The organism is Pseudomonas moorei, from assembly GCF_008801475.1.
Taxonomy (GTDB): Bacteria; Pseudomonadota; Gammaproteobacteria; order Pseudomonadales; family Pseudomonadaceae; genus Aquipseudomonas; species Aquipseudomonas moorei.
In genome coordinates this window covers 125,377-139,743 of sequence record NZ_VZPP01000011.1, presented here as the reverse complement: position 1 = coordinate 139,743, position 14,367 = coordinate 125,377, and the positions used below count along the sequence as shown (strand labels likewise).

The window sequence follows — 14,367 nt, the reverse complement described above, 5'->3', positions numbered from 1 at the left end:
GCCTGCTCGCGATGGCGCCGGCCCGGCCAGCGCAAAACCTACAGCCCGAACAACGCCTTCTGCCCCTCGGGCGAAGTAAACATCCCATCCCCGTTATGCCCGACGCCGGGCACTTCGATCAGTTGCTGATTGAGCCCTTGCGGTTGCAGCCGCTTCAGATACTCAAAGTAATTGCGCCCGCGGGCCAATCGATAGGGGCCTTGGGCCTGGGCTTCACAACCCTTGTCCAGCGCCGGGTGATTCGGGTCGATGTCCTGCTGCCCCAGCAGATAAACGATGTTGCGCTTGACGTATTTTTCCTGCAATTGCGCAGGTGTTTTTCCTTCGGCGTAGGCGGGTAGATCCGTCAGCCCGTACTTCCAGCGATTGAAGTCCGGGCAGCGGGCGTGACTGAACGCCACGGGCCGGCGTTCGTCGAAGTAGGCGTAGGAAGATGGATTGGCGATCACATAGCGCACCTGCACGACAGCGGCGTCGAGGGCTGGCTGATCGTGCCCGAGCATGGCGTATCGCTGAACCACTTGAGCACCACCGGAGTGGCCGGCAATGACGATTTGCTTCACATCCGGAAACTGCTCGCGATCACCCAGGCGGGCGATGATTTCGTCCAGTGCCTCAAACGAGCTGAGACGGAACGGCGCTGTGGATTCGCCCCCCGCCATCCACTCATTGCCTTGCCAGCGCAGAACCGTTTCGGCGACGGGATGCATCGCAACGTCGGTTTCATTGAGAAATTGCGGGGCGATGACCAGCGTCGTCGCGCTTTGCCCGGCCAGTTCCGCCGCGTGTTCTGCGCTGTGCAGGTAGGTCTGTGCATTGCGCAGGCGACCATGGACGATGATCAGCACACGTTCGATCTTTGTCGGGGCCGGGCTGATGCCTACCGCCATCTCGCCTGATTTCAACAGCAGGCGTCCGGGGCTGATCTCCTCGACGCCACCCTCGGCAGCCCAAGTACTTGTGCAGTGACTCGCGCAAGTGATCAACAACGCCAACAGCCACTTCTTCATTTACAGATTTTTCGCCGCAAAGGTATCGCACTGGCCAACCTGGCCCTGGGCGAATCCGGTTTTGAACCAGCGCACTCGTTGCGCCGACGTTCCATGGGTAAACGAGTCGGGCACCACCCGCCCCTGACCCTGTTGCTGCAAACGATCATCGCCAATGGCATTGGCCGCGTTGAGCGCTTCTTCGACATCGCCCGGCTCCAGCCAGTTCAGTCGTCGTTGTGCATGGTTGGCCCAGACGCCGGCCAGGCAATCGGCTTGCAGTTCCTGACGCACCAGCAAGCCGCCATCGCCTTCCATCTGCCGGCCTTGCTGGCGCGCTGCCTGAATTTTCGCGGAAACGCCGAGCAAGGTCTGCACGTGGTGTCCGACTTCGTGAGCGATCACGTAGGCCTGGGCGAAGTCCCCCGCCGCGGAAAAGCGTTGGGACATTTCCTGGAAGAACGCCATGTCCAGATAGACCTTCTGGTCCGCCGGGCAATAGAACGGACCGGTCGCCGAGGTGGCCAGGCCGCACGCCGAGTTAACGCGATTGCTGAACAACACCAGCGTCGGGTCTTTGTATTGCTTGCCGGCCTGCTGGAAAATCTGCTGCCAGGTGTCCTCGGTATCACCCAGAATCGATCGGACGAATTCGGCCCCTTCGTCATTGGCCGGTGGTGCCTTGCGCGTCTGATTAGTGGTCGGTGCCGATTGCTGGCTCATCTGCCCGGTCAGTTGGCCGAGGATCTGCAGCGGGTCCTGGCCGGTGATCCAGCCGATCCCGACGATCAGAATGATGGCCGTCAGGCTCAGCCCCTTGCCACCGCCAAAACGCATTCCGCCGCCGCCACCGCCGACATCATCGCCACGGGCATCGACCACGTTGTCACTGCGTCGGCCTTTTTTCCATAGCATGTGGGATTCCTCTTTTGTTCCGGGTAAAGAACCGTGGGATGAGTGTTGCTGCTGTGTGGGGGAGGCGCCAGTCCGGTCGTCCGGCTTTTGTCGCGCGCGCCCGTAAGCCCGGCAACCCCTGATGGATTGCCGGGCACGTTTCAGGTTTGTATTGAACGCGGGCACCCCGACGAATTCCGTCGGGCGCCGTTTTTTTATCGGGGGGAACATCAAGCGTGCAGGAGCCGGTCTACGCGGTTACTCGTCGAACGCATCCCACACCGGGGCAAAGGGCGGGCTGACCTGACGCTCGCGCTTGGAAAGGCTGGCGATCAAGGCGCGGTCCTGATCGTCCAGTTGAACGTCCAGCGCCGCCAGGTTGGCCCGTTGATTGGCCTCGCTACTGGCCTTGGGAATGGCGGCGACGTTCGCCTGATCCAGCAGCCATTTGAGCGCGACCTGGGTGGGCAATACACCCTGTTTGGCGGCGATCTGCCGGATCTGGGGGATGTCCGACACCTTGTTGCGAGCCAGGGGCGTGTAGGCCGTCAGTGCAAGGTCATGCTGACGGGCGTAGTTCAGCAGGGCGTTTTGGCCGAGCAGCACGTGGTACTCGACCTGAATGGCTGACAGCGGAGCGCCCAGTTCCTCGACGACATTGCGCAACAGCGGCAGCGGAAAATTCGCCACGCCGATGTTGCGTGCCAGACCTTGTTCCTTGAATGACACCAGGGTTTCGATCGTGCTCGGCAGGTCCCAGTCGGTGGTGGGCCAATGGATCATGAACAGGTCGACATAATCGCTGCGCAAGGCCTTGAGGCTGCGATCCATGGAGTGACGCATGGCGTCGGGTTGCAGTTGGTCCCACCAGACCTTGGTGGTGACATGGACTTGCTCGCGGGGTGTTGGGCTGTTCGCCAGCGCCTGACCGACAGCGTCTTCGTTGTTGTAGCCCGCCGCCGTATCGATGTGCCGATAACCCAGCGCCAGGGCCTGTTCCACGGCGCGGGTGCATTCCTCGCCCAGCATCGGCCAGGTGCCGAGGCCCAGTTTTGGCATGTTCAACCCTTGGGCGTTAACGATGTGCTGCATGGTCGATCTCCTTTTCAAAAGCGGTGATACCTGCGATATGGCGCGCGGCGATGTAGCCGAAGGTCAGCGCCGGACCCAGATTGATGCCGCCGGCGGGGTAGTGTCCGCCCATGATGCTGGCCATGTCGCCACCCGCGGCATATAGCCCGGCGATGGCCTGACCCGCGTCGTCGAGGACCTGGGCGTGTGCGTTGACCTTGAGCCCGGCAAAGGTGCCGAAGCAGCCGGGCTGGACCTTCACCGCGTAGAACGGGCCTTGTTCGATCGGGGCGACGCACGGGTTGGGTTGCTGCAGCGCATCGCCCTGCTTGCGGTTATAGGGGGTAGAACCGCGTCCAAACTGCGGGTCTTCGCCGTTGCGCGCATGGCGGTTGTAGTCCGCCACGGTGTTGCGTAGACCATCCGGATCGATACCGCAGGCCGATGCCAATTCTTCAAGGGTGTTGCCGGTTTTCAGATAGCCGCTGCGGATAAAGGATGACAGTGGCACCGGAAACGGCCGAGAGATGCCCAGCCCGTAGCGACGCTGGAAACCATGGCTGCAAATCAGCCACGAAGCGACCTCTTCGCCTGGCGGGGCGGCGCTGACCATGGCCTTGACGTAGTCGTAGTAACCGTTGGCTTCGTTGACGAAACGCTGGCCGTTGCTCAGGACGCCGATGATCCCGGGCTTGCCGCGTTCAATGATGTGCGGAAAATGGCCAACGCTGCCGTCGCTGTGTCGCACCTGCGAGACCGGTGCCCAGGCGACTGGCGATGCCACATCGGTATTCACTCGAGCACCGACGCTTTCGCCCAGTCGCAGCCCGTCGCCGGACACCGCCAGCGGCGGCAAGGCCAGGTGTTCACGCCCGGTTGGTGTGCGTGGAAACAATGCCTTGCGCCGTTCGATGTCATTGGCAAAACCGCCCGCCGCGAGCACAACGGCCTTGCGCGCGCGGATGCGCACCGAGCCCTTGGCGGTGCTGATCACCGCGCCACGGACCTGATGGTGCTCATACAGTAACTCGGTGACTGGCGCCGACTCCCACAGCAATACGCCGAGGTCCTCGGCGGATTTTGCCAGGCGCGCAACCAGCGCCACACCGTTGACCAGTTGCATCGCGCGGCCATGCACGGCGAGGTCGAGCAGGTGGCGGGTGAAGCGTCGGGTGACGTGCCAGGCGGCGGGCAGCGAGCGGGTCAGGTTGAGGAACGCCGTGAGGTCAGCGCCCGCCATGATCGGCATGCCCATGAACGATGTTTCGCGCATGGTCTTGCGCAGACGCTTGAGCAGCTTGCCGACGTTTCGTGCGTCATAAGGGGCGGCGATCACCGAGCGCCCACCGGTGCCTGCGCCTGGCGTGTCGCCATGAATGTCGGCAATGGCATTGCCGTCGGCGAATTGCAGCGAGGTGTGCTGTTCGAAAAACGCGACCATCTGCGGGCCGGCTTCGAGGAAGGCATCAATCATTGCCGGGTCGAAGTGCTCGCCCAATTCGTGTTTCAAGTAGGTGCGCGGCAACGCCACGTCTTCGACGATACCGGCGCGCCGGGCCAGGGGATTGCAAGGCACCCACGCCCAGCCGCCGGACCAGGCCGTGGCCCCACCGAAGACCGCATCCTTTTCCACCACAATGACTTTCAGGCCATGCCATGCCGCTGTGACTGCGGCCGATAGCCCGGCCGCACCGGAGCCGACGATCAGCACATCGCAGTCGATGTCGGGAAGAACGTGCGGTTCGGCAGGCATTGTGAACACTCCAGCGATTTATTGTTTTGGAATTTGATTCCAGAAAATAAAAGAGGCAGACCGTGCCGGGCAAGTTCCAGGCGCACAAAACGGGCGGTAATCGGACAGTGAGTTCCAGATTTCGCATTCAGTCGGTTGTCTTCTAGAATCGAGCAAATTTTGCGTGGAAGCTCCCATGGCCGGCAGTCAGATCGAACGTGTTTTCAGTGTGCTTGAAAGCCTCACCAGCGACCCCCGTGGCCTGCCGATGCAGACACTGGCGGAGCAACTGGACATCCCCAAGAGCGCAACCCATCGCTTGCTCGCCGAGCTGATCCGCCTCGGGTATGTGCGACAGAATCCAGAGAACCTGCGCTACCACCTGTCAACCAAACTGGTGGCGATGGGTTTCCGTTATCTGTCGAGCAGTGGCGCCGATATTGTGCAGCCGGTGCTCGATCGTCTGGCCCAGGAAACCGGTGAGCTGGTGCGCCTAGGGGTCATTGAAGGTGAGCGGCAGACCTGGATCGCCAAGTCCCAGGGGGCCCGCTCCGGCTTGCGCTACGACCCCGATATGGGCCGCGATGCACCGCTGTTTTACACGGCCTCGGGGCATGCCTGGCTGGCGTGCATGAGTGATGCCGAAGCCTTGTCGCTGGTCGAGCGCCAGGCGGTGGATCGGCCATTGGATCTGGGGCCGAATGCGCCGCGTTCCAACATTGAATTGCTCGAGCGCCTGCGCCTGGCGCGGGAGCAGGGCTACACCTGTGTCGAGGAAAGTTCGGCGGTCGGCACCTCGGCGATTGCTGCGGTGGTGCGCCACCCCGGCGATGGCCGGGTGATCGGCGTACTCAGCATTGCCGGGCCGAGTGCGCGGATGCCGGGCGCACGGCTGCACGAACTGGCGCCGTTGCTGTTGAGGTTTACTGAGGAATTGTCGGCGGCGAGTCTGGCGTCGGAGTTGTTTAACTGAGGCCTGGATAAGCCCTGTGGGAGCGAGCCTGCTCGCGATTACGGTTTGTCAGTCAGCACGATGATTGGATGAACTGCCCTCATCGCGAGCAAGCTCGCTCCCACAGTTTGATCGCCGTCAATCTTGAAACCGTGCGCTGTTCGAACACTTTCATTGCACGCTTGTGTAAGAATCTGGAACCAGGTTCTAAATTGTTGGAAATCTTCCTTCCAACAATAAGCACAAGAGGACCGCGCCTTGAATTCGCCCCTTCGAATTGCCCTGATCGGCGCTGGCATCATGGGTCAGCAACATTACCGGCATCTGAAAACCCTGACTGAAGCGACGCTGTGTGCGGTGGCCGATCCCGGCCCGCAAGCGGCAACGCTCGCCGCTGAATGGGGAGTGGGGTATTTCGCCGATCACCGCCAGATGCTGGAGCAGGCGAAGCCGGACGCCGTCATCGTCGCCAACCCGAATAACCTGCACGTCAGCACCACCCTCGATTGCCTCGCCGCGGGCGTAGCGGTTCTATTGGAGAAGCCGGTCGGCGTGCACCTGGATGAGGTTCGCGAGCTGGTGAAAGCTTCAAAGGCCACTGGCGTACCGGTGCTGGTGGGCCATCATCGGCGGCACAATCCCTTGATCGTGCGTGCCCATGAACTGGTCAAGGGCGGCGCCCTGGGTCGGTTGACCACGGTCACGGCGCTCTGGCAGTTGCGCAAGCCCGACAGTTATTTCGAGACGCCCTGGCGCCGCGAGGCGGGTGCGGGGATGTTGTTGACGAACCTGATCCATGACCTTGATTTGCTGCGGCATTTGTGCGGTGAAGTGCGTCAGGTGCAGGCCATCACCAGCAACGCCATCCGCGGTTTTGCCAACGAAGATTGCGCGGCTGTGTTGCTGCAGTTCGACAGCGGTGCCCTGGGCAGCCTGACCGGGTCCGACGCGGTGGCGGCGCCCTGGAGTTGGGAGCTGGATTCCGGGGAGAACCCGGTGTATCCGCGTCAGGCTGACCAGCCCTGCTACTTGCTGGCCGGGACCGGTGGGGCGCTGAGCATTCCGCAACTCAAACGCTGGCATTACACCGAAGCCGATGGCGGATGGCATCAATCCCTGGTGCAGACGCAGGAAAGCTTCAGCGCCGATGAGGCGTTGCGCTTGCAGTTGCAGCATTTTGTGCGCGTCGTGCGCCGGGAAGTCGAGCCGCTGGTGAGCGCCGCCGATGCCGCCCGCACCCTGGCGCTGATCGAGGCCATCCGCGAAGCGGCCGAAACCGGTCGCGCTTGCACGCCTTCCCTGATTGAGGCCTGACCATGAGTGAACGAATCTTTTCCCTGGCCAGTCTGACCGTGCTGGAGCTTTCGCCACCCGACATGGTCGAAGTCGCGGCACGGGCCGGGTACAGCCATGTCGGCTTGCGCCTGGTGCCGGCGACGCCGGAGGAACACCACTTTGCCCTGGTGGCGGATGAAGGTTTGCGCCGTCAGACCCTGGCGCGTCTGCGCGATACCGGCATACGTGTACTGGATGTTGAAATCCTGCGTTTGAAGCCGGATACCGTCGTCGCCGAGTTCGAGAAGGTGCTGGCGGTCGGTGCCGAATTCGGTGCGACTGAATTGCTGGTGGCCGGTAATGATTTCGATGAGCAACGCATGACCGAAAACTTTGCCCGGCTGTGTGATCTGGCCGCGCCTTATGGACTGCATCCGCACCTGGAGTTCATGCCCTGGACCGATGCGCGCAACCTTGAGCAAGCCGTGCGCATCGTCGAGACGGCCGGGCGCGAAAATGGTGCGGTGCTGGTGGATGCGTTCCATTTCGATCGTTCCGGGTCACGGCTGGAAGATCTGGCCAGGGTGGCGCCCTCGCGGTTACGGTATGCGCAGTTGTGCGATGTGGCCGGGCCGCGTCCGGCCGACATGGCCGAGATCTTGCGTCAGGCCCGTAACGAGCGACGGTTTCCCGGCGAAGGCGATTGTGACCTGCCGGGTCTGTTGCGCGGTTTGCCGGCTAACATTCCATTGAGCCTGGAGATTCCTACCGTGCAGCTGCTGGAGCAGGGCGTGAGCGGGTTGGACCGGGCGCAGATGGCGTTGGATAAAACCCGGGAATTGTTGGCGCGGGTTTGACCTGCCGTTGTGGCGAGGTAGCTTGCTCCCGTTCGACCGCGAAGCGGTCGCGGATGTTGATTTGTGACTGCTGCGCAGTCCAGCGGGAGCAAGCTCCCTCGCCACATACCGATTTCACTCAGAGGCTTTCATGACAGTCAGCACCCCGCTTTCCGGCGTCAATCAGCCCTTCAAGGGCATCTTGCTGATCGTCGTTGCCACCTTCCTGTTTTCCAGTCATGACGCGATATCCAAATACCTTTCGGGGTTCTATCCGATTGTCATGGTGGTGTGGGCGCGTTATGTGGTGCACACCTTGTTGATGGCCGGGATTTTCCTGCCGCAATCCGGGTTGCGGGTGCTGCGCACCAAGCGCCCGTTGTTGCAGGTGGTCCGGGCGTTATGCCTGCTGGGCACCAGCCTGTTTTTCACCACGGGGTTGATGTACATCCCGCTGGCGGAGGCGACCTCGGTCAACTTCCTCGCGCCCGTGCTGGTCACGGCGTTATCGGTGCCGTTGCTCAAGGAACGCGTGACGCGCGGGCAATGGTTGGCGGTGATTTTCGGGTTCAGCGGCGTGCTGATCATCGTTCACCCTGGCGGCGAGTTGTTCACCCCGGCGGTGCTGCTGCCGTTCTGCTCGGCACTGTTTTTCTGCTTCTATCAACTGCTGACCCGCAAGCTCAGCGAGATCGACAGCCCGACCACCAGCAACTTCTTCGCCGGGCTGTGCAATACCCTGGTGATGAGTGCGTTGGTGCCGTTCTTCTGGCAGGTGCCGAGCCTGCCGCATGGCGCGTTGATGCTGGCGCTGGGCGCCTGCGGCATGACGGCTCATCTGTTTCTGACCCAGGCCTTCCGCCATGCCGCGCCAGCCTTGCTGGCGCCCTTTAGCTACTGCCAGATTGTGTTTGCCGGCCTGCTGGGCTGGTTGCTGTTTTCCCACACGCCAACCCTGACCACGGTGCTCGGGATCGCGGTGATTTGCTGCAGTGGCCTGGCGGCAGCCTGGCAGCAAAGCCGCCGTTGAGGCCGCTCAGAACCTGAAACGCACCACCAGGTTTTGCAGGCCCGCCGCCAGTTGCGACAGCTCCTGGCTGGTGGCGCTGGTGCGGGTCGAGGCGTCGGCGCTTTGCAGTGACAGGTCGCGGATGTTCAGCAGATTCCTGTCCACCTCGCGCGCCACCGCCGCTTGCTCTTCCGACGCGCTGGCAATCACCAGGTTGCGCTCATGGATCTGTTCCATGGCCCGGGTAATTTCTGCCAGCGCGATGCCAGCCTGTTCCGCGAGTGACAGGGTCTGCGCAACGCGCTGGCTGTTGCTGTGCATCGACTGCACCACACCTTCGGTGTCGCCCTGAACCCGGCCGATCATCTGTTCGATTTCCCGGGTCGACTGTTGGGTGCGATGGGCCAGTGCGCGGACTTCATCGGCCACTACCGCAAAGCCGCGCCCGGCTTCCCCGGCCCGGGCGGCTTCGATGGCCGCGTTGAGCGCCAGCAGGTTGGTCTGTTCGGCGATGGCGCGAATCACGTCCAGCACCTTGCCGATTTCCCGGGATTGCTCGGCCAGGGTCTGCACCTGTTGCAGGGCGGTGCCGGCGTCGGCGCTCATGGCCTGGATCGAGTCGAGTGTTTCAATCACCCGTGCCTGACCCTGGCTTGCCTGTTGTGTCGACTGGCGCGTGCTGTCTGACGTCGATACGGCATTGCGTGCGACTTCTTCCACGGCCACCGTCATCTCATTCACCGCCGTGGCGGCTTGTTCGATTTCGTTGTGCTGCTGTTGCAGGCGGCCGGAATCCTGATGGGTGCTCTGTTTCATCTGGTTGGCGGCAGCGGCCAGTTGGGTGGACGCCGCGCTGATCCGTTGCAGGGTCTCGCGCAGGCTGCTTTGCATGATCGATAACGCGGTCAGCAGACGCCCGGTTTCATCCGCGCCATGGCTGCGGATCGGCGTACTCAGATCGCCAGCGGCTACTTGCTCGGCCACGTCCACGGCCTGACGGATGGGCGCCACGATACTGCGAATCAACAACCAGGCGAGCAGCACCGTCAGCAGCGAGACAGCAATCAAGGCCCCGATCACCGTGACTTTTACCTGGTTGTAGAGGGCGTCGGCCTGTTGCGCCGATTGACTGACTTCGTTGGTGGTGAGGGCCACCAGCTCGGCGAACTGGTCACCGCTGAGGGTCGAGTAATCCTGGATCTTGCCGTTGAGCAGCGCGGTCATTTCTTCCAGGTGGTTTTCCTGCGACAGGGTTTCGTATTGCGCCAGGGCCTGACGGTAAGAGGTGACAGTCGCGACGAATTTTTCGTACGGCTCCCTGTTGTAGTCGCCTACGAGGGGCGTGAATTTGTTGAGGGCCTGTTCCAGCCAGCCCTGCACTTGATGCAGGCGGCTCACCGTGGCGTCGAGCACCTTGGGATCGCGGTTGAGCGCCATGCGCAGGCTGAGTACGCGAATGCTCAGGGCGTAGTCGCGGATTTCCCCCAGGTAGCGGGTGCTGGGCAGGGAAATGTTCTCGGTGTGCTGGCCGGTGGCACGCACTTGGGCGACTTGCTTGAGGGCGAACAAGCCCTGCAACAGCACCAGCAGGGCGATGAGACCGAAGCTGATCACAGCGCGTTGGGCGATGCTCAGGCGACCTGGCGACATGGATTGACCTCCTTGGCGATGAACAAAAAATCGTGGATTCATAAAACGCAGGCACAAAAAAAGCGCAGGCCCGAAATCGGGCCTGCGCCGAGGCAACATCAGTCTTCTACTTTCGGGATCTTGCGCGGTGCCATGAAGTACATCCAGATCAGTGCGATGAAGTACATCGCCGGAATCAGGGTGAACAGCACGGTGTAGTTGTTGTTGGTGGCGGTCAGGATGTGGCCGACCAACTGGGTCATGAACATCCCGCCAATCGCGGCGCACATGCCACCGAAACCGAACACCGTACTCATCATGTGCTTGGGCGTGTAGTCCATCACCAGGCTCCAGATGTTCGCGGTCCAGGCCTGGTGCGCACCGATGGCCAGGGAGATGGCGAATACAGCGACCCACAGGCTGCTGGAGCCGGCGGCCATGATCACGCCGATGATGCAGCAGGCGAACAGGAACATGGACATCAGTCGCGCCTTGATCGGGTTGATGCCGCGGCCGATCAGGAACGAGGAGAGAATCCCGCCACCGACGCTACCGAAGTCGGCAGTGAGGTAGATGATGATCAGCGGGATGCCCATCTGGGTGACGTTGATGCCCAGGTTGTATTGCTGATTGAGGAACGGTGGCAGCCAGTACAGGTAAAACCAGAACACCGGCGCGGTGATCGAGTAGGCGAGGGCGAAGGCCCAGGTGCCTCGCATGCGCAGGATTTTCGAGAACGGTACGCGCGCTTGTTCGGGTTCGACTTCCTGCTGGATGTAGTCCAGTTCCGACTGTTTGACGCGCGGGTGATCTTCGGGGTTGAAGTATTTCAGGCCCCAGCACACCAGCCAGATACCGCCCAGTGACGACATGCACAGGAACGCACCTTGCCAGCCCCAGGCGTGCAAAATCAGTGGCAGCAGCATCGGGGTGAACATCGCGCCGACGTTGGTCCCGGCGTTGAAAATGCCGGTCGCCACGGCCCGTTCACCCGCCGGGAACCAAAGGCGCGTGGTTTTCACGCAAGCCGGGTAGTTGGCGGCTTCGGTCAGCCCGAGGATGAAGCGACAGACCATGAAACCGACCGCTGAAGTGGCCAGGCCGTGGGCGCCGGTCGCCAGGCTCCAGAGCAGTACGGCGCAGAAGAACACGCGCTTGACGCCGACCCGGTCGATCAAGCGGCCTTGCAGCACGAAACCGATGGCATAACCGACCTGGAACCAGAAGTTGATGTTGGCGTAGTCCATCGCCGTCCAGCTCATTTCCTTGGCCAGGATGGGCTGCATGACGCCAAGGGCGGCACGGTCGATGTAGTTCAGGGTGGTGGCGAAAAACACCAGCGCCAGCATGCCCCAACGGGTTTTGCCAACGGCCATGGCGCCGCGGATCTTGTCGCCGATGCCAGCAGTGGCAGCGCTCATGGCCGGGGCCATGCGTGAGCTTTGTGTAGGATTCATGTGTGCCATCCGTTCAATGACTGACAAGCTAAGCTCGTCGGGACTTCAAGGGCGCGTGATCAATCGCTGGCGGCGTGCGCGTGAGGACTGATCGGCTGTTTCGTCGGCTGACGAGTTATTCAGCGAGCGGCACGGGCGTGCCAGCGGTGCGCAGTGTTCGGATGGACGCAGGGCAAGGCGTAATGACGGTGGTTCGAGGGAGCAGGGCGATGAATGAGCGCATGAGCGTATACCCGTTTTTTGAAATTTTTATGTGGTGTTCTGGGTCGTTGTTAACTGGCCCCGATGATTTGTGATCGGGACCAATGTGGTGTTGATGTTGCGCAGTGGACGAAAAATCGTCAATTCGCCAATCGCCATTGTGTTCGATAATCGCACGCAAAACTAACTGGGTAGTACACTTTAAATTGCTGTGCGGGATCGCGCAGCCAATAATTCACTCAAAGCTAAACGTGATCCTTGTAGGAGCCAGCAAGCCGGCGCCTACAAACAGCGTGCGATGTCCCTAACAAGATTGCCTCCACCACCGGGAGTCGAAGATATGCAGCGTTCCATTGCCACCGTTTCCTTGAGCGGTACCCTGCCAGAAAAGCTCGAAGCCATTGCCGCCGCCGGTTTTGACGGCGTCGAGATTTTCGAGAACGACCTTCTCTACTACGACGGCAGTCCCCGGGAAATCAAACAGATGTGCGCCGATCTCGGGATCGCCATCACCCTGTTTCAACCTTTCCGGGATTTCGAAGGCTGCCGCCGTGACCGCCTGTCGCGCAATCTGGAGCGCGCCGAGCGCAAGTTCGATCTGATGCAGGAACTGGGCACCGACCTGGTGCTGGTGTGCAGCAACGCCTCGGCCGATTCCGTCGGTGATGAACAGATTCTGGTCGACGACTTGCGTCTGCTGGCCGAACGCGCTGGCGCGCGGGGCTTGCGTATCGGTTATGAAGCCCTGGCCTGGGGCCGGCATGTGAACACGTATCAACAGGTATGGAACATCGTGCGTCAGGCCGATCATCCAAGCCTCGGCGTGTTGCTCGACAGCTTTCATACGCTGTCGCTCAAGGGCGACCCCAGCGCTATCGCCGACATCCCGGGCGACAAGATCTTCTTCGTGCAAATGGCCGACGCGCCCATCCTGGCCATGGATGTGTTGGAGTGGAGCCGGCATTTCCGCTGCTTCCCGGGCCAGGGCGAATTTGACTTGCCGGGCTTTCTCGCACCGATCATCAAGAGCGGTTACACCGGGCCGCTGTCGCTGGAGATCTTCAACGACGGCTTTCGCGCCGCGCCGCCACGGGCCAATGCCGCCGACGGTTTACGCTCGTTGCTGTACCTTGAAGAGAAAACCCGTCAGCGCCTGGAGCAGGAATCCCGACCTGCGGCCAACCTCGACATTCTGTTCGAGACGCCCAAGGCCAGCGAATACAACGGCATCGAGTTTCTTGAGTTCGCCGTGGATGAAAGCCTCGGTGCCAAGCTCTCGAATTGGCTGGAGCGGCTTGGCTTCGTCAAGGCCGGCCAGCATCGTTCCAAGAGTGTCAGCCTGTTGCGCCAGGGCGATATCAACCTGATCCTCAACTCCGAGCCGTACTCGTTCGGCCATAGTTTTTTCGAGGTGCACGGTCCATCGCTGTGTGCCACCGCCGTACGGGTCAAGGACAGTGCCAGTGCACTGGCCCGCGCCGTGGCTTACAAGGGCCAGCCTTATCGCGGGCTGGTCGGCCCCAATGAACTGGAACTGGCTGCGGTGCGAGCGCCGGACGGCAGCCTGATTTATCTGGTGGATCAGGACGCCGACGTCTACGGCACCGACTTCAACTTGCAGCCGAACGTAGTGGCCAGTGGTGGCCTCAAGCGTATTGATCACATGGCGATGGCCCTGCCGGCCGACAGCCTCGACAGTTGGGTGCTGTTCTACAAGAGCCTGCTCGATTTCGAGGCCGACGACGAAGTGGTGTTGCCTGACCCTTACGGCCTGGTGAAGAGCCGCGCGCTGCGCAGTCGGGACAGCTCGATTCGTCTGCCGCTGAACATTTCCGAGAACCGCAACACCGCGATCTCACACGCGCTGTCGAGTTATCGCGGCTCTGGCGTGCATCACATCGCGTTCGATTGCGACGATATCTTTGCCGAAGTCAGTCGGGCGAAAGCGGCGGGCGTTCCGCTGCTGGATATCCCGCTCAACTACTACGATGACCTGGCCGCGCGTTTCGACTTTGATGACGAGTTCCTCAGCGAACTGGCCTACTACAATGTGTTGTACGACCGCGATGCCCAGGGCGGCGAGCTGTTCCATGTGTACACCGAGCCGTTCGAAGGGCGGTTTTTCTTCGAAATCATCCAGCGCAAGAACGGCTATGCCGGTTATGGCGCGGCCAACGTGGCGGTGCGACTGGCGGCCATGGCCAAGTCTCGCAGTGGTGCCGTCCGTCAGGCGAAGTTGTAGGAAATTCGTAACCGCGGGAGTAATCCGTTGCCGCACGGCTTCCTTCAGTGTGCGGCTCAGCCCATAATCGCCCGCCTGTG

The 14,367-nt window shown here is 61.6% G+C and carries 11 protein-coding genes; 5 read left to right on the top strand and 6 right to left on the bottom strand.

Annotated features, from left to right (window positions below; genetic code table 11):
* Positions 1–38 precede the first annotated feature (38 nt).
* From F7R06_RS21645 to F7R06_RS21630, 4 genes are all read right to left on the bottom strand, one after another.
* Positions 39–1,010: an alpha/beta fold hydrolase gene (locus F7R06_RS21645; protein ID WP_090325395.1), complete on the bottom strand. Its 972-nt coding sequence runs from the start codon at positions 1,008–1,010 to the stop codon at positions 39–41.
* Positions 1,011–1,904: a KPN_02809 family neutral zinc metallopeptidase gene (ypfJ, locus tag F7R06_RS21640; protein ID WP_090325392.1), complete on the bottom strand. Its 894-nt coding sequence runs from the start codon at positions 1,902–1,904 to the stop codon at positions 1,011–1,013. It lies immediately after the preceding gene.
* A gap of 237 nt (positions 1,905–2,141) precedes the next feature.
* Entirely contained in the window at positions 2,142–2,975 is an 834-nt protein-coding gene (locus F7R06_RS21635) for an aldo/keto reductase (RefSeq protein ID WP_090325389.1), read from the bottom strand.
* Complete coding sequence (locus F7R06_RS21630) at positions 2,959–4,707, bottom strand: FAD-dependent oxidoreductase (RefSeq protein ID WP_090325387.1); 1,749 nt, start codon at positions 4,705–4,707, stop codon at positions 2,959–2,961. The genes F7R06_RS21635 and F7R06_RS21630 overlap by 17 nt, the downstream gene beginning before the upstream one ends.
* Positions 4,708–4,882: 175 nt before the next feature.
* Here F7R06_RS21630 and F7R06_RS21625 point away from each other — a divergent pair, with 175 nt between their 5' ends.
* The 4 genes from F7R06_RS21625 to F7R06_RS21610 all read left to right on the top strand — a co-directional run bounded on the left by F7R06_RS21625 (position 4,883) and on the right by F7R06_RS21610 (position 8,779).
* A complete protein-coding gene (locus F7R06_RS21625; protein ID WP_090325384.1) occupies positions 4,883–5,659 on the top strand; it encodes an IclR family transcriptional regulator in 777 nt (258 codons plus the stop codon).
* Between the two features lie 237 nt (positions 5,660–5,896).
* Positions 5,897–6,952 carry a Gfo/Idh/MocA family protein gene (locus F7R06_RS21620; protein WP_090325382.1) on the top strand — a complete coding sequence of 352 codons (1,056 nt, stop codon included), beginning with the start codon at positions 5,897–5,899 and terminating at the stop codon, positions 6,950–6,952.
* A gap of 2 nt (positions 6,953–6,954) precedes the next feature.
* A complete protein-coding gene (locus F7R06_RS21615) occupies positions 6,955–7,770 on the top strand; it encodes a sugar phosphate isomerase/epimerase family protein (RefSeq protein ID WP_090325380.1) in 816 nt (271 codons plus the stop codon).
* 130 nt (positions 7,771–7,900) lie between these two features.
* Positions 7,901–8,779 carry a DMT family transporter gene (locus tag F7R06_RS21610; protein ID WP_090325378.1) on the top strand — a complete coding sequence of 293 codons (879 nt, stop codon included), beginning with the start codon at positions 7,901–7,903 and terminating at the stop codon, positions 8,777–8,779.
* 6 nt (positions 8,780–8,785) lie between these two features.
* On the opposite strand, the gene F7R06_RS21605 is transcribed toward F7R06_RS21610, so the two are convergent.
* Positions 8,786–10,408 carry a methyl-accepting chemotaxis protein gene (locus F7R06_RS21605; protein ID WP_090325376.1) on the bottom strand — a complete coding sequence of 541 codons (1,623 nt, stop codon included), beginning with the start codon at positions 10,406–10,408 and terminating at the stop codon, positions 8,786–8,788.
* Positions 10,409–10,506: 98 nt separating this feature from the next.
* Positions 10,507–11,844 carry an MFS transporter gene (locus F7R06_RS21600; protein WP_090325374.1) on the bottom strand — a complete coding sequence of 446 codons (1,338 nt, stop codon included), beginning with the start codon at positions 11,842–11,844 and terminating at the stop codon, positions 10,507–10,509.
* A 541-nt stretch (positions 11,845–12,385) separates the two neighbouring features.
* On the opposite strand from F7R06_RS21600, the gene quiC reads away from it, so the two are divergent.
* A complete protein-coding gene (gene quiC, locus F7R06_RS21595) occupies positions 12,386–14,287 on the top strand; it encodes a 3-dehydroshikimate dehydratase QuiC (protein WP_090325372.1) in 1,902 nt (633 codons plus the stop codon).
* Positions 14,288–14,367 lie beyond the last annotated feature (80 nt).